The following is a 16,295-nucleotide window of genomic DNA, read 5'->3' as shown; positions in this document are numbered from 1 at the left end:
CCCCAGCCGCCCCAACCACCCAGCCGCCCCAACCACCCGGCCACCCAGCCGCCCCAACCACCCGGCCACCCAACCACCCGGCCACCCGGCCACCCGGCCACCCGGCCACCCGGCCACCCGGCCACCCGGCCACCCGGTCGACCCAACCACCCCTCGCACGCCTTCACCGCACCCAATCGGCGCCGCGACGGCGGGGACCACGTACGGCGAAGCCGGCGCCGTATACGGCGGCAAGCCGGCAACACCAACCACACACCTTCGCCGCAACCCCCCTATCGGCGCCGCGACGGGGAACCACGTACGGCGAAGCCGGCGCCGTATACGGCGGCAAGCCGACAACACCCACCTCGTACCTTCGCCGCAACCCACTATCGGCGCCGCGACGGCGGGAACCATGTACGGCGAAGCCGGCGCCGTTTGCGGCGGCAAACCAGCACCCACCCCCACCGGCCCCACCCGAAAGACGGACGTCCAGCCGACCGCGACCCGGTCGTAGCTAAAACCCCACACCCGGGGAAGTACCACCTACCACGCTCCGAAAGGGCGCACCAAATGGCGATCAGCGTCTTCGATCTCTTCAAGATCGGCATCGGCCCCTCAAGCTCACACACCGGCGGCCCGATGGCAGCAGCGCACAAATTCGCCCGTGGCCTGCACCAGGACGGCCTCCTGGAAAAGACCACAAGGGTCCAAGTGATCCTCTACGGCTCCCTGGGCCTCACCGGCAAGGGACACGGCAGCGACAAAGCAGTCCTACTAGGCCTCTCCGGCGAAAAACCGGAACTGGTCGACGTAGACACAGTGGACGGCAAGCTCGCGACCATGCGCGACTCCGGCAAGATCACCATCTACGGCACCCAGGAAATCCCCTTCGCAGTAGGCGAAGACCTCATCTTCGAACGCAAGATCTCCCTCCCCCACCACCCCAACGGCATGCGCTTCACCGCCCACTCAGCGGAAGGCGACCAAATAAGGGAAAAGATCTACTACTCGGTAGGCGGCGGCTTCGTGGTAGACGAAGAAGCCACCGGCACCGACCGCATCAAACCAGACGACACCGAGCTCCCCCACCCCTTCACCACCGCCAAAGAACTCCTGGAACGCTGCGCGGAAACCGGCCTCTCCATCTCCGGCCTGATGCTGGAGAACGAAAAAGCCTTCGGCCGCACCGAAAAAGAAATCAAAGAGGGCCTCCTCCACCTCTGGCACGTAATGGCCGAGTCGGTGAAACGAGGCTGCGCCAAGGAAGGCGTCCTCCCAGGCGGCCTGAAGGTAAAACGCCGAGCCCACAGACTCCACCGCAAACTCCACAGCGAAACCTCAGAAAAAGACCCCCTCCACGCCATGGACTGGGTAACCCTGTACGCCCTGGCAGTGAACGAGGAGAACGCCGCAGGCGGCAGAATAGTAACCGCCCCCACCAACGGCGCCGCAGGCATCATCCCCGCCGTCCTCTCCTACTACCACCGCTTCGTCCCCAGCGCTGACGACGACAACACCGTCCGCTTCCTCCTCACCGCCGGCGCCATAGGCGTCCTCTTCAAGGAAAACGCCTCGATCTCCGGCGCCGAGGTCGGCTGCCAAGGCGAGGTAGGCTCCGCCTGCTCAATGGCCGCCGCCGCCCTGACCGAAGTCCTAGGCGGCACCCCCGAACAGGTAGAAAACGCCGCCGAAATCGGCATAGAACACAACCTAGGCCTAACCTGCGACCCCATCGGCGGCCTAGTACAAATCCCCTGCATAGAACGCAACGCCGTAGCCTCGGTAAAAGCCATAACCGCCTCCCGCATAGCCCTACACGGCGACGGCCACCACTACGTAGCCCTCGACAAGGCCATCAAAACCATGCGAGACACCGGCCGCGACATGCTCGACAAGTACAAAGAAACCAGCCGCGGCGGCCTCGCGGTCAACGTCATTGAATGCTGATCGTCACCGTGCAGTCATGGCAACAAAGTAAAAGCAGCTACATGCACTGGAGTTACGACGCGAAAGTCGGTGGCATCCAGGGTGGCGACTTCAGTGATATGCAACCGCTCCGCAATCGCCACAACTGACGCGTCTGCGACTGACAGCCCTCTTCCACCATGAAGTTTGGCATACCGGCGCAGAAGTTCGCAGACTCGAAGAAGATCATGCTCCTCGATCTGAAACCTGGCGAAAATCACCCGAGAGGACCGCGTCGATGACGTTAGCCTCCGCCTCGGCTCCGATCCGGGACGCGGCCATATAACAGACTTCGCCGATGACATAGGGCGTTGTGACGATGCTTCCCGCCCGCTCCTCGAGAAGCTTCCGGCAACGCTCATGGTCAGGATCACGCCGGTTGATGGCCGCAACGAGCGGACCGGTGTCGAGCATGATCACCAGGAGCCGGCCTCACGGTGAATGATCTCTTCGGACTGGGCGCCCAGACTCTCAGCGGGACCATCGAAGACACGAAGCACACGCAGACCGGACCTCGGAGGCTCGACCAGGCGCAAAACGTGTGCCCGGACCTCTTCGGCCTGCTCGGGCCGTAGACGCTCGATCAGCCCATGGAGCTCCGGATAGTGCTCGTAGGCAACGCTCATGATACGAGGATACCCACGGACCCTGGACTGAGGGCTGCTACCTGTAACTAACGCGGAGGTGATCAGGCATGCAGCTCAGACCAAGAGGGTTCGTTCGGCGATGGTTATCAGGTGGGTCGCGATGTCGCAGGGGGAAGGCCGCGGGCGGTGTACAGGAGGTCGAAGGATTCGAAGCTGGTGAGGATGTAGAGGGTGTTGACGGCTTCGGAGGGGGTTATGGAGGGGTGGAGGTGGTTTTGGGTGGTTAGGCGGGAGACGAGGTTTTGCATGCCTTGGGCTCGGGATTGCTCGTCTCGGTGGATGGTGGCGGCGACTATGCGGTCGAAGCCGGCTCGGTGGAGGACGTCGTGGAAGACGGCGTCGAAGAGGGCGCCCCTTGAGGTGAAGATCGTGTAGATGGTGGAGCGGGCGACCCTCGCGCGGCGGGCCACCTCCTCCAGGGTTATGGGGGTGGCGGGGGACGTCGCGGTGACGGTCGACGCCGCGCGGTACTCGCGGCGGGAGCTGCGGGCCGAGATCGAGCGGATCACACGGCAGCCGTGGGCGAGCCTCGCCACGCCGCAGGCCGAGGTGGTCGGGGTGGCGCCGCGGGCGGACGGCGGCGGGCTGCGGGTGACGGTGGCCGGATCGACCGCCGCGGCCGGGGACTTATCCGCGATCCGCACGTCCGGCATGCCGCTCACCTTCGAGGAGAGCGCGACGGCGAACGTGGCCGACCTGTCGTTCAGCCGGGTCGACGACATGCCCGCCTACTACGCGGGTGGCCGGGCGTCGCAATGGGCGGGGTCGGCGTGTTCCACCGGCTTCGCGTTCACCGCGGGGCACAACACGTTCCTGCTCGGTGCCGCGCACTGCTCGCCCAACGCGTACGACATGTACGACGGCGGCGGTCAGCAGATCGGCGAGGTCTACGACACACCCAACCGTGACCTGGACGTCCTGCGCATCGAGGCCCGCGCCGACTCGCGTACGTTCGTCGGCAACTGGGCCTCCTCCGCCACCGCCCCCGTCTACGGCTGGTCCGGCAACCTGCGCGGCAACTACATCTGCTCCGGCGGCTCCTGGAGCGGCACCGTCTGCACGAACGTGGTGGACGAGGTCGGCGTGGCGCACAAGGTCACCGACGGCGTGCACGTCCTCGCCCGCGGCGTCCTGTCCTCGACCCTGCGCGACCACACGATCCCCTGCCAGGGCATCCCCGCCGCACCCCCGGCCCGCGTCTGCGGCTCCCGGTTCTGGTACATCGACATCAAGGAGGCGCTGAACCTCTACGGCGGCACGCTGCTCACCGATTGACCGCGGCACCCGATGCCCTTCCCGGAGAGAGTGGATCCGGGGAGGGCTTCGGCCGGTCAGGCGGTGGCGCCCCCGTAGGCGGCGAGGACGATGCCGAGGGCGCGGTCGTCGCTCATTGTGCTGCTGAGCATGCGGTTCATCACGTAGGCGACCGTCATACGGGCGTCGAGGTCGTTCCAGACGAGGGAGCCGCCCCAGCCGCCCCAGAAGCAGACGCGCTGCCCGCCCTGCAGGCCGTAGCCCATGCCGTAACGCATGCGGATGCCGAGGTAGCGGTCCACGCCGTGGAACTGCTCCTCCAGGGCGCGTTCGCAGCCGGCCGCGGACAGCAGGCGTACGCCGCGGGCGGTGCCGCCGCCGGACAGGACGGACTGGACGGCGGCCACGGAGCGGGCGTTGCCGTGGCCGTTGCCGGCGGGGATCTCGGCGCGGCGCCAGGCCACGGTGTTGGCCTCGCCGGCGCCGACGACGGGGGTGAAGGGGACTTCTGAGCGGGGGACCTTCACCGGCGGGGGGATGACGGGGGCGACGCGGTGGTCGTGCTCGGCGGGTAGGCCGATGTGGAAGTCGGCGCCGAGCGGGGTGGCCACCTCATCGGCGAAGAAGGTGCCGAGCGAGCGGCCGGTGATCCGGCGGACGACCTCGCCGACCAGGTATCCCTGGGTGATGGCGTGGTACCCGGCCTCGGTGCCCGGTTCCCAGCGAGGGGTCTGCGCGGCCAGCCGCGAGGTGGCCTTCTCCCAGTCGTAGAGGTCCTCCACCGCCATCGGCTCGTCGAAAGTGGGCAGCCCCACGGTGTGCGACAGCAGGTGCCGCACCTCCACCCGCTCCTTGCCCGCCGCGGCGAACTCGGGCCAGTACCGCGCGACCGGCGCGGACAGGTCCAGCTCACCCCGATCGGCGAGCATCAGCGCGCACAGCGCCGTCATGGGTTTGGTGGTCGACCAGACGTTGGTGATGGTGTCCCGTTCCCACGGAACGGTGCGCGCCGCGTCGACGTACCCACCCCAAAGGTCGACGACCGGCTCGCCGTCCACGTACACGGCGACCGACGCCCCCGCGTCCCCGTCCAGCGAACCCGCCAGCGTCTCGCGCACCGCACCGAACCGGTCGTCACATGAGCCGTGGACCTCAGCCATGGGACGGAACCTAGCCTGCCCGCCGCCGGCACGGCCATCGAATATCGGCTCCGGGCGCGCGGCCGGTGTGTTGCTATCATCCGGAGTATGAACGCGTCGCAGTGTCAGGTCATGATGCCCCGCTCACGGGGCCGCTGACGCTGCACGGACGATCGTTCCGAGGCCCTGCTAGCGGGGCCTCGATTCATGTGCGTGGTCGGAGCTCCGGTTCACCGGGAGGTTTCCATGGCCGTTTCGCACACTTACATCACCACCACGATTCCGTATGTCAACGCCCGGCCGCATCTGGGGTTCGCGCTGGAGCTGGTGCAGGCCGATGTGCTGGCCCGGCATCACCGGCGAAAGGGTGAGCGGGTCAGGTTCCAGACCGGCACCGATGACAACTCGCTGAAGAACGTGCTGGCCGCCGAGGCGGCCGGGGTGGGTGTTCAGGAGTTCGTGGACGGGAACGCCGCGGCGTTCGTGGGACTGGCCGCGCCGTTGTCGCTGTCGGTGGACGACGTCATCAGGACCAGCGGGGATCCCCGGCATCGCGTCGGGGTGGAGCGCTTCTGGCGGGCCTGCCGCGACTCGGGGGACCTGTATCTCAGGCACTACGAGGGGCTGTACTGCGTCGGGTGCGAGCAGTTCTACACCGAGGACGAGCTGAGCGGAGGCCGTTGTCCCGAGCACGGCACCGAGCCCCAGCGGGTGAGCGAGCGGAACTGGTTCTTCCGGCTCTCGCGCTACGCCGACCGCCTGTACCACCTGATCGAGACCGGCGCCCTGCGCATCGAGCCCGCCGGTCGCCGCAACGAGGTGCTGGCTTTCATCGCCGGGGGCCTTTCGGACTTCTCCATCTCCCGTTCCGTCGAACGGGCCCGGGGCTGGGGCATCCCCGTCCCGGACGACCCCACCCAGGTCGTCTACGTCTGGTGGGACGCCCTCGGCAACTACCTCACCGCCCTCGGCTACGGCACCGGCGCCGGCGACCACCGCCGCTGGTGGACCGACGCCGGCCGCCGCGTCCACCTGCTCGGCAAGGGCGTCCTGCGCTTCCACGCCGTCTACTGGCCCGCCATGCTCCTGTCCGCCGGCGAGCCCCTCCCCACCGACCTACTGATCCACGACTACCTCACCGCGGGTGGCCAGAAGATCAGCAAGTCCGGCGGCGTCACCGTGGACCCGGTGACATTGGCAGACCGCTACGGCACCGACGCCGTCCGCTGGTGGCTGCTGCGTGAGGTCCCCCGCACGGGTGACGCCGACTTCACCGTGGAACGCCTCGTCACCCGCGCCAACGACGAACTGGCCAACGGCCTCGGCAACCTGGTCAACCGCGTGGTCGCCATGATCCACCGCTACCGCGACGGCCGCGTCCCCACCCCCGGGACCCCGGCCCCGCTGGCGGAGTCCCTCACCGAGGCCCTCACCCGGGCCCCCACCCTGATCGACGCCGCCCTGGCCGACTTCGACTTCCGCCACGCCACCACCGCACTGTGGACCGTCGTCGACGAGGCCAACCGCTACGTCAACCTCATCCGCCCCTGGGACCTGATCAAACTGGAACGCGACGGCACCCCCCAGGCGGCCCTCCACCTGGACGCCGTCCTGGCCACCCTCCACCACACCTGCCAGGAGCTGGCCGGATTACTGCTCCCGTTCCTCCCCGACACCGCCGACCGCATCGCCACCCAATGCACACCCCAAGATGGCCTGCTCCCCGCCCCACTCCCGGTATTTCCGAGACTCACGGCCCCGGAGTGAACAATGCCCGTGCAGGTCGCCCCACCGGGCGACCTGCACGGGCATATGACTCAGAGGGCGGCGGCCTTGACGCCGGTCACGAACGCGGACCACGCCCCCGTGGTGAACACCAGTACCGGCCCGGCGAGACGCTTACTGTCGCGGACGATGTGCACACCGGGCAGATTGGATGCGACCTCAACACACTCGCCCGAGTCACTGCTGAAGCTGCTCTTGCGCCATTGTGCGGCCCGAAGGTCATGCGCCAATTTGGTTCACCGCTTCCTCTATGAGTCGGAGTGACTGTTTGAACGGTAAAGCCTCCGCTCGGATCGCGTCATACCGTCGGACCAACTCAGCGATCAGCCGGCGGTTGTCGAAGGTGCGCCCGAAGGGCTGCGCGTCTGCGTACGCGGCGTAGGGCACGCCGTTACGTTCGGCGAGGATGAAGCCGCCTCCTTGCCCGCAGTGCGGACGGGCCGCATAGGGCACGAGCTGAATCGTCACGTTGGGCTGGGACGCCACCTTGAGGAGGTGTTCCAGTTGCTCCCGCATGATGGCGACGTCACCGATGACGTGGGTTATGACGTCTTCGTCGATGACGGCATTCAGGTCTGGTGGGTTGTCGCGGATGAGAATGGACTGCCGCTGCATGCGGTTCGACAACCGTTCGTCCAGCTCTTCACCGGTGATGCTCGGCCAGGTGGCCAGAATCGCCTGGGCGTAGGACTGGGTCTGGAGCAGGCCGGGGACGATGGTGGGCTGCCACGTGCGCAACACCGTGGCGTCCTCCTCTTCCTCCAGCCAGGGTCGGAGATGTTCGGGCGCTTTGTTCCAGGTCGTGGCCGCGTAGAGACGGACCATCGCGCCGTCCAGCCCGAGAACCTCATCGGCCAGTTCGGCGAATCGGCGGGTCGGGGCACGCTTGGTTGCTTCGACCATGGTGATCATGGAATCGGAGAACCCCATGCGGTCGCCCAGCTGGCGTTGGGTCAGCCCTGCCGAATGGCGATGGCGACGGAGCTCGAAAGCGAAGAGGGCTCGGGGGGATTCGTGCGGGTCCAGCGGTTTCTCGGGGGACATATTTCACCTACCCACCTAAATGGATATTTTTAGCGCTCTGGTTTACCGGCCTGATCGCTACCGATCGTAGAGATCCGGTGACATTCAGGAATGGCGAAGAGGGGAATGTCCGGGTGAACGCTGTGAAGAAGGTCGCCGCGCTGACTCTCTCGCTCATGGTGCACGGGCTCACCGCCCTATTGATCTTGTTGGGCGGCTGGATCATTCTCTGGAACCCCGATTTCCTGCTCGCCTGGCTGGGAGGCGGCCTGATCATCGCGATCGGCGTGCTGTTGTTCCCCAGGCCGCGCAGGCTGCGTGCCGACGCCGAGGTGGTGGACCGCTCGTCGGCGCCCGAGCTCTACGGCGTCGCGGAGCGGGTGGCCAGAGCCGTGGGAACGCCGCCGCCGGTCATGGTGGCGGTCGAGGACCTGAGCATCGGTGCTCAGTACGTCCGGGTCGGCTGGCGGCGGCGGCCCGCGCTCGTCATCGGACTGCCCCTGTGGCTGGTGCTGCCCGCGAGGCAGCGGGTGGTGCTGCTGGCCAAGGCGTACACCGACGAGACCGGCGACGACATCCTGATCAGCGGCGCCCTGTGGACGCTGGCCCAGTGGCGCGAATCACTGATGTCCGGCGGAACCCTCGCCAAGCGCGGCGAGACCCACATCTACATGGCGACCATCCTCGGCGCCGCCGCCCCGAGAGGCTCCTACGACGCCGCCGGAACCCTCGGCCAGATCCTCGGCAGAGTGATGGGCTGGCCCGCCCTCCTCGTGGAACGCCTCCTGCTGGCCCTCACCCGCACCCCCTCATCGCGATCTCGAAGCACCCCCACCCGCCTCCAAGCCGTCACCACGGACGCCGAGGTGACCCACCTCACCGAGATGATGGAAAGCAGGCGCTTCCTGGCCCCCCTCCAGGCCGCGGCCCTGCGCGGCGCGACCGTCCAGGAGATCCGCCGCGCGGCCCCCGTCCTCGAAGAAGACCCCCGCCCCGACCGCCGGGAACTGCTCCCCCAGCCCGCGTCGGACGCCATCGACGGCGAACTCTCCCGGCACTACTCCCGGGCGATACGCGCCTTCGGCCTCATCTGGTGACAGCCGTATCTCCAGGTGTGTCAACGGCGGCGCGCGGCCGGGCGTCCCATAGGGGTGCGCGCCGAATGATCGCCGCCGGAGCATGATCGCAGGTCGGAGGTTCCGGGCGGTGAGTTCGGGGAATCGGGAGGCGCCTAGCATGAAGGGTCGTCGGCTTCCCTGAGGAGGTGCCGGTGCTGCCGGGCATGGGTTCGCGTGTGGCTGCGGACCAAGAGATGGCTGAAGGTCGTCGTGATGGGTCCGTGGGGGGGTTCCTGCGGGCGCACTGGGTGTTTCTCCTTCTCCTCGCGGCCGGGGGGGTGCTGCGGGGGGTGGCCGAACTGGGGTATCGGCCCGCGTTGTGGTTCTGGGCTGATTCGTTTGTGTATGTGCAGGCGGCGCTGGATCCTCAGCCGCTGGAGTCGCGGCCTTCGGGGTATTCGCTGTTCCTGCTGGGGCTGGAGCCGCTGCGCAGCTTCACGGTGGTGACCGCGGTGCAGCATCTGCTGGGGATGGGGATGGCGGTGCTGGTGTACGCGGTGGTGCGGCGGCGGGGTGGGGTGCCGGGGTGGGGGGCGGCGCTCGCGGCGGCGCCGGTGCTGCTGGATGTGCACATGGTGCAGCTCGAACATCTGGTGATGGCGGATCTGCTGTTCACGTTCCTGGTCACGGCGGGGATCGCGGTGGTGATGTGGCGGCGCAGGCCGCCGGTGTGGGCGGCGGGGGTGGCGGGGGCCTTACTGGCGGGGGCGACGGTGACACGGACGGTGGGGCTCGCGGTGGTGGTGGTCGTGCTCGTCTGCATGGTGGTGGGGCGGGCGGGGTGGCGGGCCGTGGTGGTGGCGGGGCTGGTGGCCGTGCTCGGGGTGGGCGGGTACGCGGCGTGGTTCCACAGTGATCACGGGACGTACGGGCTGGGGCAGAGCAACGTGTGGCTCTGGGCGCGGACCATGAGCTTCGCGGACTGCGCGAAGATCCGGCCCGAAGGTGAGGAGCGGGTGCTGTGTCCCACGGTGCCGCCGGAGGAACGGCTGACGCCGCCGGAGTACATCTGGGACGAGGAGTCGCCGCTGGCGTCCATCGAGAAGGACGACGACCGGGAGCGGCTGACCGGGCGGTTCGCGCGGGAGGCGATCCTGGCGCAGCCGTTCGACTTCCTGCGCACCGGCGTCGAGGACGCGCTGTGGTCCTTCGAGTGGACCCGTGTCCAGTACCCGACGAAGGGGCCGCAGAGCGCGTACGTCTTCCCCGAGGCCATCGACCCGTTCACCGACAAGGTCGCGTCGGGGGATCTCTCGGCGCCGGAGCTGACGGCGGCGTACCAGGGGACGCGGGGGGACACGGCGATCGTGGAGCCGTACGCGGGGTGGTTGCGGGCGTACCAGGAGCAGGGGTACGTGCGCGGGCCGCTGCTGGCGGTGATCCTGCTCGCCGGGCTGGGCGGGGTGGTCGTGCGGTGGCGGCGGCTCGGCGGGGCGGTGCTGCTGCCGTGGGTGTCGGCCGTGGTGCTGCTGGTGCTGCCGCCGACGATCGCCGCGTTCGACCACCGGTATGTCGTGCCGGTGCTTCCGATGGCGTGTCTCGCGGCGGGGCTGGCCTTCGCGCGGCGCCGCGGGTCGCCCGAGGCGGTGTCGCCGGCGGCGGAGCCGTCTCCCGTGGCGCCGTCCCCGGCGGTGGATCCGTTCTCGGCCGTGGAGGCGTTCCCTCGGGGTGTGCCGACCGCCTTTCCGGTACCGGGACCGCCCGCTGACGGAGGCCGGCGGTACACCGGGCGGCGCAGGAAACAGCAGGAAGATGGGGGAATGTGACCTAGGCTCGCGTTAAGCCGCGGGGTTAAGCTGCCCGTATGGATGATCGTGAGCGGTTCGACAAGGCCACGGCGGACCTGGAGCCGCCCTTCGCGATCGTCGACATGGCGGCCATGCGGGCGAACGGGCTCGCGATGGCGCGCCGGGCGCGGGGCAAGCCGATCCGGGTGGCGAGCAAGTCGATCAGATCCCGCGAGATACTGCGCCGGGTGCTCGACATGGACGGGTACGCCGGGGTGATGGCGTTCACCGTCCCCGAGGCGCTGTGGCTGGCGTCCGGCGGGTTCCCCGATGTCATGGTCGCCTACCCGACGGCGGACCGGGCGGCGCTGGCGGAGCTGGCCGGGGACGCGCGAGCGGCGCGGGCCGTGACGGTGATGGTCGACTCCGTGGAGCACTTGGAGTTCGTCGACGACGCCGTGCGGGACGTCGCGAACCGCCACGAGATCAGGATCTGCCTGGACATCGACGCCGCGTTCATCGCGTTCGGCGGCAGGCTGCGGGCGGGGGTGCTGCGCTCGCCGGTGCGCGAGCCGGAGGAGGCCGCCGAGCTGGCCGGGGCGATCGCCAAGCGGCCGGGGTTCCGCCTGGTGGGGCTGATGGCGTACGAGGCGCAGATCGCCGGGGTCGGCGACCGGGTGCAGGGCGCGTACGGCCACGTGCTGCGCTGGACGCAGGCCCGGTCGCGGCGCGAGCTGATCATCCGGCGCGGGCGGATCGTCCAGGCGGTGCGGCAGGTGGCCGACCTGGAGTTCGTCAACGGCGGCGGCACCGGCTCGATCGAGGAGACCACCCGGGAGAAGGCGATCACCGAGATCGCGGCCGGGTCCGGGTTCTACCATCCCCGGCTGTTCGACTTCTACCGCGGTTTCGCCGGGCGTCCCGCCGCGATGTTCGCGATGCCCGTGGTCCGCCGCCCCGCGCCGGGGGTCGTGACGGTGCTCGGCGGCGGCCACCCCGCTTCCGGCCCGGCCGGGGACTCACGGTTGCCGCAGCCGTACCTGCCGCCGGGGCTCCGGTACCACCCGCGCGAGGGCGCGGGCGAGGTGCAGACCCCTCTGCTCGGCCCCGCGGCCGAGGACCTGCGGGTCGGCGACCGGGTGTGGTTCCGCCACGCCAAGGCCGGGGAGCTGTGCGAAAGGTTCGACACCCTCCACCTGGTGGAGGGCGACCGGGTCGTGGAGAGCGTGCCGACGTACCGCGGCGAGGGGAAGGCGTTCCTCTAGAACGGCGGAGGGGCCGGCTGAGGATCACACGGCCGGACGGGTCACGCGGACCGGACGGGTCACGCGGGCCGGCCACAGGACCGGAGACCGGCGGCGCCGTGGGTCGACGGCGCCGCGGTGTCAGCGGTTGCGACGGCGGCGGCGCCACAGGGTGATGGCGGCGCCGGCGACCACGAGGGCGCCCACGCCGATCAGGATGGGGGCCAGGGCGGGCGGGGCCTCGTCGGCGGCCGGCTCGTCCTGCAGCTCGCCGTAGGCGGGGTAGCGGGCCGGGCCGGCGATCAGGTCGCGGGCCGAGGTCAGCAGGTGTTCGGCAGTGGCCTTGACCTTCGCGGCCTGGCGGCCCGCGACCCGCTTGGGGCTGACGCGGTCCACGATGGCGTCGACGGTCGTAGCCAGTTCCGCCCGGGTGCGCTCGATGTCCCTCTCCAGCGCGTCGGGGTCGGTGTCCGCCATGACGAATTCCCCTTTTCCTCGTCCACCGGCCGCCGCCCCGCCCGGCGTGCCGCCTTTGCAGCGATCAGTCTGTCAGGTCCGGTCACCCTCCGGCACGGCAGGCATGCCGGAGCGTCGGTCCGGTGCCGTAAGTTGGCTCCGTGACACAGACCAAACTCGAACCCGGCGACGCCGCTCCCGTCTTCACGCTGCTCGACGCCGAGGGTCACGACGTGAGCCTCGACTCGTACCGTGGCAAGCGGGTCATCCTTTACTTCTACCCCGCCGCGATGACTCCGGGGTGCACCACCCAGGCCTGCGACTTCCGCGACAGCCTGTCCGCGCTGGACGCGGCGGGCGTGACCGTGCTCGGTGTGTCCAAGGACACCCCCGCCAAGCTCGCCAAGTTCGCCGAGCGCGACCACCTGACGTTCCCCCTGCTCTCCGACCCCGAGCTGAAGGTTCACCAGGCCTACGGCGCGTACGGTGAGAAGAAGAACTACGGCAGGACCATCCTCGGCGTGCTGCGGTCGACCTTCGTCATCGACCCGGACGGCAAGATCGAGAAGGCCATGTACAACGTGAAGGCGACCGGCCATGTTGCCCGTCTGCGCAAGGAGCTCGGCATCGACTGAGCCGGTGCGCAACATGATGACCCCGGACCTGGACTAACGGTCACCACGCCAGTCGCTACGGGTGCCGCCATTGCTCAATTAGGATGGCGCATGCCGAACGCCCATCGCGGGGTCGTAGCCCAATGGCAGAGGCACAGGTTTTAGGTACCTGACAGTGTGGGTTCGAATCCCACCGACCCCACCAGGTGCTGTACCTGGGAAAATGCGAAGGCCGCCTCCACCACCTGGAGGCGGCCTTCGCGCTGTCGGCCCGCTGGGCATGGGGCCTACCGCGCCAGGAAGGCGGAGACGGGCGGGCCTCGGCTTCCGGGCCGCGTGGCGTCTCCCCCTGCCACGCGACCCGTCGGCTTCGACCCGACTCGCGGTCTCCCTTTATCCACCCGAGGGTGGCTCCCTGTAAGAACTATCCCGCATGCGACGTAAGAGGGGTGTAAGGGCATTTGTCCTGTGTACGACCTGGGTCGTAGCCACAGATCCCTCTCCAGACGGACCATCGCTCACAGAGCCGAACGTAGTGTTGTTTGCGTGTTCGGCAGAGTGCGCGCATGGGGTTCGCGCCATCGCAGGCTGGTGGACTTCCTCGCCATCGTGCCGCTGGCGTTCCTCACGCTGTCCACCGCCCCCGCGTTCGTCCGCACGGGCGCGCCGGGGATGCCGCTGAACCTCTTCGGCTACCTCCTGCTGTCCGGCGCGCTCCTGGTCCCGCTGATGTGGCGGCGCACCCAGCCCGTCCGCGCGTTCGCGGTGATCGCGCTCATCTGCTTCCTCCAGTGGTGCGCGGGCATGGAACCGATCCCCGCCGACCTGGCGGTGATCGTCGCGATGTACAGCGTGGCGTCCCTGTGCGTCCTGCGCTGGGCGGTGGCGGCCGGCGCGGTCGTCGAGCTCGGCCTGGTGCTGGCGATGTCGCGCTGGGGAGGGCTCCAGTGGCTCCCCCTGGCGTCCACCTCGTTCTTCGTGCTCACCCCGTGGACCGCCGGCATCTACGCCAACACCCGGCGCCGCTACCTGGAGAGCCTGGAGGAGCGAGCCGAACGCGCCGAGCGTGAACGCGACCAGCAGGCCCTCATCGCCACCGCCGCCGAGCGGGCCCGGATCGCCCGCGAACTGCACGACGTGGTGGCGCACAACGTCAGCGTGATGATCGTCCAGGCGGACGGGGCGGGGTACGCCATCGGCACCGACCCCGAGCAGGCCCGGCAGGCCCTCGGGACGATCTCCCGCACGGGGCGTCAGGCGCTCGCCGAGATGCGGCGCCTGGTCGGCATGCTGCGCCAGGACGGCCAGGTGGAGGACTACGCGCCGCAGCCCGGCGTGGCCCAGCTCGACGACCTGATGGCCCAGGTCCGCCGGTCCGGCATGGCGGTAGAGTTCTGCGTCGGCGGCACCCCGATCGACCTGCCGGAAGGCGAGCAGCTCGTGATCTACCGCGTGGTCCAGGAAGCCCTCACCAACACCCTCAAACACGGCGGGCCCGGGGCCAGCGCCCGGGTCGACATGTCCTACGTGGGGCGCGAGGTCCTGCTCCAGGTCACCGACGACGGGCGCGGCGCGGCGGCCCCGCGGAGCATCGGCGGGCACGGGCTGATCGGCATGCGCGAGCGCGTCGCGATGTACGACGGCAGCGTGCGGGCCACCCCGGTGCCGGGCGGCGGGTTCCAGGTCACCGTGCGGCTGCCGGTGAGCAGGGCCGCATGAGGGTGCGCGTGGTGCTGGTGGACGACCAGGAGCTGGTCCGCGCCGGGTTCCGCATGGTGCTCGGCGCCCAGCCGGACCTCGAGATCGTCGGCGAGGCCGCCGACGGCGCCGCGGCGGTGGCGCTGATCGGCCGGGTGAGCGCCGACGTGGTGCTGATGGACGTCCGCATGCCGCACATGGACGGCGTGGAGGCGACCCAGCGCATCCGGGCCCTGCCCGACCCGCCGAAGGTGCTCATCCTGACGACCTTCGACCTCGACGACTACGCCTACGCGGCGTTGAAGGCGGGCGCGTCCGGGTTCCTGCTCAAGGATGTGCCGCCGTCCGACCTGGTCAGCGCCATCCACTCGGTGCACGCCGGGGACGCCGTGATGGCACCGAGCGCCACCAGGCGCCTGCTGGAGCGCTTCACCGCGCACCTCCCCGGCCCGTCCGGCACCGGCACCGACCTGCTCGCCGACCTGACCGCCCGCGAGCGGCAGGTCCTCGTGCTGGTGGGCCGCGGCCTGTCCAACGGCGAGATCGCCGAGCGTCTCAACCTCGCCGAGGCCACCGTCAAGACCCACCTCGGCCGGGTCCTCGCCAAGCTCGGCGTGCGGGACCGGACCCAGGCGGTCGTCTACGCCTACGAGACCGGTCTGATCAAGCCCCTCGGCCGCCCGGCCGGCGACCAGGGGTGACACACCTCGGGGATGAGACGGGGTCGGCCGGAAGTCGGATCCCGGCTACCCCAGGGGTCGCAGGCGGCGCGGCGGACGCCACCGGGGGCTGATCGGGAGTCCGTTCCCAAGGGTCAGGAAACCCGCCCTGAGCACTCATAGCGTTATGAACGCCATGAACACCGCACCGCTCAGGGAGTCATCGTGACCATCACCGGAAGGGAAGCCGTCCCCCAGACCACGGCCGCCGTCACCGCCAGAGGGGTGACCAAGGTCTACGGCACCGGTGACGCAGCCGTGCACGCGCTGCGCGGGGTGGACGTCGCGTTCGGCACGAGTGCCTTCACCGCGATCATGGGGCCGTCCGGGTCCGGGAAGTCGACGTTGATGCACTGCCTGGCGGGCCTGGACACGGTGACCGCCGGCGAGGTGCGGGTCGGCGACGTGGACATCACCAAGTTGAACGACAAGAAGCTGACGCTGCTGCGGCGGGAACGGGTGGGGTTCATCTTCCAGGCGTTCAACCTGCTGCCCGCCCTGACCGCCGAGCAGAACATCCGCCTTCCCTTGGACATCGCGGGCCGCCAGGCCGACGAGGACCTGTTCGACACGGTCATCCGCACGGTTGGCCTGCGGGACCGGCTGAAGCACCGCCCGAGCGAGCTGTCCGGCGGCCAGCAGCAGCGTGTCGCCGTCGCCCGTGCCCTCATCGGCAAGCCGCAGGTGATCTTCGCGGACGAGCCGACCGGCAACCTGGACTCGCGCAGCGGCGCCGAGGTGCTCTCGTTCCTGCGGGCCTCGGTGCGCGAGCTGGACCAGACCATCGTCATGGTCACCCACGACCCGGTCGCGGCCTCGTACGCCGACCGCGTGGTGTTCCTGCGGGACGGCGTGCTGGTCACCGAGCTGACGGGGCCGTCCCCGCAGAGCGTGATGGACACCCTCGTGAAGCTGGAGGCCTGA

Annotated in this window: 18 protein-coding genes and 1 tRNA gene; 12 read left to right on the top strand and 7 right to left on the bottom strand. The window is 69.4% G+C overall.

Translation table 11 applies throughout. The annotated features are described in order from the left end of the window. The first annotated feature begins 552 nt into the window (after positions 1 to 552). Positions 553 to 1,929, top strand: a complete 1,377-nt coding sequence (locus ACFP1K_RS14120; protein ID WP_380751998.1) for an L-serine ammonia-lyase — start codon at positions 553 to 555, stop codon at positions 1,927 to 1,929. Then, entirely contained in the window at positions 1,923 to 2,057 is a 135-nt protein-coding gene (locus tag ACFP1K_RS14115; protein WP_380751995.1) for a hypothetical protein, read from the top strand. Before ACFP1K_RS14120 ends, ACFP1K_RS14115 begins: the two co-directional genes overlap by 7 nt. A 76-nt stretch (positions 2,058 to 2,133) precedes the next feature. Here the strand turns inward: ACFP1K_RS14115 and ACFP1K_RS14110 are convergent, their stop codons facing one another. The 3 genes from ACFP1K_RS14110 to ACFP1K_RS14100 all read right to left on the bottom strand — a co-directional run bounded on the left by ACFP1K_RS14110 (position 2,134) and on the right by ACFP1K_RS14100 (position 3,103). After that, positions 2,134 to 2,361 (bottom strand): type II toxin-antitoxin system VapC family toxin, encoded by a 228-nt coding sequence (locus ACFP1K_RS14110; protein WP_380752016.1) that lies wholly within the window; start codon positions 2,359 to 2,361, stop codon positions 2,134 to 2,136. Between the two features lie 2 nt (positions 2,362 to 2,363). Then, the gene (locus ACFP1K_RS14105) at positions 2,364 to 2,573 is read right to left on the bottom strand and encodes a hypothetical protein (RefSeq protein ID WP_380751992.1); all 210 of its coding nucleotides are present in this window, start codon (positions 2,571 to 2,573) and stop codon (positions 2,364 to 2,366) included. Between the two features lie 107 nt (positions 2,574 to 2,680). Continuing rightward, positions 2,681 to 3,103, bottom strand: coding sequence for a TetR/AcrR family transcriptional regulator (locus ACFP1K_RS14100; RefSeq protein WP_380751989.1), 423 nt, complete (start codon positions 3,101 to 3,103; stop codon positions 2,681 to 2,683). Between ACFP1K_RS14100 and ACFP1K_RS14095 the strand changes: the two genes are divergently transcribed. Continuing rightward, positions 3,024 to 3,869, top strand: a complete 846-nt coding sequence (locus ACFP1K_RS14095; RefSeq protein WP_380752019.1) for a hypothetical protein — start codon at positions 3,024 to 3,026, stop codon at positions 3,867 to 3,869. The two genes, ACFP1K_RS14100 and ACFP1K_RS14095, sit on opposite strands and share 80 nt — an antisense overlap. Before the next feature lie 56 nt (positions 3,870 to 3,925). Here the strand turns inward: ACFP1K_RS14095 and ACFP1K_RS14090 are convergent, their stop codons facing one another. Next, positions 3,926 to 5,008, bottom strand: a complete 1,083-nt coding sequence (locus ACFP1K_RS14090; protein WP_380751986.1) for a serine hydrolase domain-containing protein — start codon at positions 5,006 to 5,008, stop codon at positions 3,926 to 3,928. A gap of 225 nt (positions 5,009 to 5,233) precedes the next feature. On the opposite strand from ACFP1K_RS14090, the gene metG reads away from it, so the two are divergent. After that, a complete protein-coding gene (gene metG, locus ACFP1K_RS14085; RefSeq protein WP_380751983.1) occupies positions 5,234 to 6,754 on the top strand; it encodes a methionine--tRNA ligase in 1,521 nt (506 codons plus the stop codon). Positions 6,755 to 6,804: 50 nt separating this feature from the next. On the opposite strand, the gene ACFP1K_RS14080 is transcribed toward metG, so the two are convergent. Together ACFP1K_RS14080 and ACFP1K_RS14075 are read right to left on the bottom strand one after the other, a co-directional pair. Beyond that, on the bottom strand, positions 6,805 to 7,002 hold the full coding sequence (locus ACFP1K_RS14080) for a DUF397 domain-containing protein (protein WP_380751980.1): 198 nt from the start codon (positions 7,000 to 7,002) through the stop codon (positions 6,805 to 6,807). After that, complete coding sequence (locus ACFP1K_RS14075; RefSeq protein ID WP_380751977.1) at positions 6,992 to 7,816, bottom strand: helix-turn-helix domain-containing protein; 825 nt, start codon at positions 7,814 to 7,816, stop codon at positions 6,992 to 6,994. Before ACFP1K_RS14075 ends, ACFP1K_RS14080 begins: the two co-directional genes overlap by 11 nt. Before the next feature lie 113 nt (positions 7,817 to 7,929). On the opposite strand from ACFP1K_RS14075, the gene ACFP1K_RS14070 reads away from it, so the two are divergent. The 3 genes from ACFP1K_RS14070 (at position 7,930) to ACFP1K_RS14060 (ending at position 11,905) form a co-directional block, all read left to right on the top strand. Next, positions 7,930 to 8,892: a M48 family metallopeptidase gene (locus ACFP1K_RS14070; RefSeq protein ID WP_380751974.1), complete on the top strand. Its 963-nt coding sequence runs from the start codon at positions 7,930 to 7,932 to the stop codon at positions 8,890 to 8,892. 269 nt (positions 8,893 to 9,161) lie between these two features. Continuing rightward, positions 9,162 to 10,679: a hypothetical protein gene (locus tag ACFP1K_RS14065; RefSeq protein ID WP_380751971.1), complete on the top strand. Its 1,518-nt coding sequence runs from the start codon at positions 9,162 to 9,164 to the stop codon at positions 10,677 to 10,679. Between the two features lie 38 nt (positions 10,680 to 10,717). Continuing rightward, positions 10,718 to 11,905, top strand: a complete 1,188-nt coding sequence (locus tag ACFP1K_RS14060) for an amino acid deaminase/aldolase (RefSeq protein ID WP_380751968.1) — start codon at positions 10,718 to 10,720, stop codon at positions 11,903 to 11,905. 120 nt (positions 11,906 to 12,025) lie between these two features. Here ACFP1K_RS14060 and ACFP1K_RS14055 read toward each other — a convergent pair whose 3' ends face one another. Further along, on the bottom strand, positions 12,026 to 12,361 hold the full coding sequence (locus ACFP1K_RS14055) for a DUF3618 domain-containing protein (RefSeq protein WP_380751965.1): 336 nt from the start codon (positions 12,359 to 12,361) through the stop codon (positions 12,026 to 12,028). Positions 12,362 to 12,501: 140 nt separating this feature from the next. Here ACFP1K_RS14055 and bcp point away from each other — a divergent pair, with 140 nt between their 5' ends. From bcp to ACFP1K_RS14030, 5 genes are all read left to right on the top strand, one after another. Continuing rightward, positions 12,502 to 12,975: a thioredoxin-dependent thiol peroxidase gene (bcp, locus tag ACFP1K_RS14050; protein WP_380751962.1), complete on the top strand. Its 474-nt coding sequence runs from the start codon at positions 12,502 to 12,504 to the stop codon at positions 12,973 to 12,975. A gap of 108 nt (positions 12,976 to 13,083) precedes the next feature. Further along, positions 13,084 to 13,159 (top strand) — tRNA-Leu (locus tag ACFP1K_RS14045). A 341-nt stretch (positions 13,160 to 13,500) separates the two neighbouring features. Further along, positions 13,501 to 14,673, top strand: a complete 1,173-nt coding sequence (locus ACFP1K_RS14040) for a sensor histidine kinase (RefSeq protein WP_380751959.1) — start codon at positions 13,501 to 13,503, stop codon at positions 14,671 to 14,673. After that, positions 14,670 to 15,353, top strand: a complete 684-nt coding sequence (locus ACFP1K_RS14035; protein ID WP_380751956.1) for a response regulator — start codon at positions 14,670 to 14,672, stop codon at positions 15,351 to 15,353. Before ACFP1K_RS14040 ends, ACFP1K_RS14035 begins: the two co-directional genes overlap by 4 nt. 183 nt (positions 15,354 to 15,536) lie before the next feature. Beyond that, positions 15,537 to 16,295, top strand: a complete 759-nt coding sequence (locus ACFP1K_RS14030; protein WP_380751953.1) for an ABC transporter ATP-binding protein — start codon at positions 15,537 to 15,539, stop codon at positions 16,293 to 16,295.

Source organism: Sphaerisporangium aureirubrum (assembly GCF_042658925.1).
Lineage (GTDB): Bacteria > Actinomycetota > Actinomycetes > Streptosporangiales > Streptosporangiaceae > Sphaerisporangium > Sphaerisporangium aureirubrum.
Note: the sequence above shows the minus strand (reverse complement) of the source record. Positions and strands in the feature narration are given on the sequence as shown.

Coding starts and splice junctions, on each gene's coding strand:
- ACFP1K_RS14120 (WP_380751998.1), top strand. CDS start 553: ATGGCGATCAGCGTCTTCGATCTCTTCAAGATCGGCATCGGCCCCTCA.
- ACFP1K_RS14115 (WP_380751995.1), top strand. CDS start 1,923: ATGCTGATCGTCACCGTGCAGTCATGGCAACAAAGTAAAAGCAGCTAC.
- ACFP1K_RS14110 (WP_380752016.1), bottom strand. CDS start 2,361: ATGCTCGACACCGGTCCGCTCGTTGCGGCCATCAACCGGCGTGATCCT.
- ACFP1K_RS14105 (WP_380751992.1), bottom strand. CDS start 2,573: ATGAGCGTTGCCTACGAGCACTATCCGGAGCTCCATGGGCTGATCGAG.
- ACFP1K_RS14090 (WP_380751986.1), bottom strand. CDS start 5,008: ATGGCTGAGGTCCACGGCTCATGTGACGACCGGTTCGGTGCGGTGCGC.
- metG (WP_380751983.1), top strand. CDS start 5,234: ATGGCCGTTTCGCACACTTACATCACCACCACGATTCCGTATGTCAAC.
- ACFP1K_RS14075 (WP_380751977.1), bottom strand. CDS start 7,816: ATGTCCCCCGAGAAACCGCTGGACCCGCACGAATCCCCCCGAGCCCTC.
- ACFP1K_RS14060 (WP_380751968.1), top strand. CDS start 10,718: ATGGATGATCGTGAGCGGTTCGACAAGGCCACGGCGGACCTGGAGCCG.
- ACFP1K_RS14055 (WP_380751965.1), bottom strand. CDS start 12,361: ATGGCGGACACCGACCCCGACGCGCTGGAGAGGGACATCGAGCGCACC.
- ACFP1K_RS14035 (WP_380751956.1), top strand. CDS start 14,670: ATGAGGGTGCGCGTGGTGCTGGTGGACGACCAGGAGCTGGTCCGCGCC.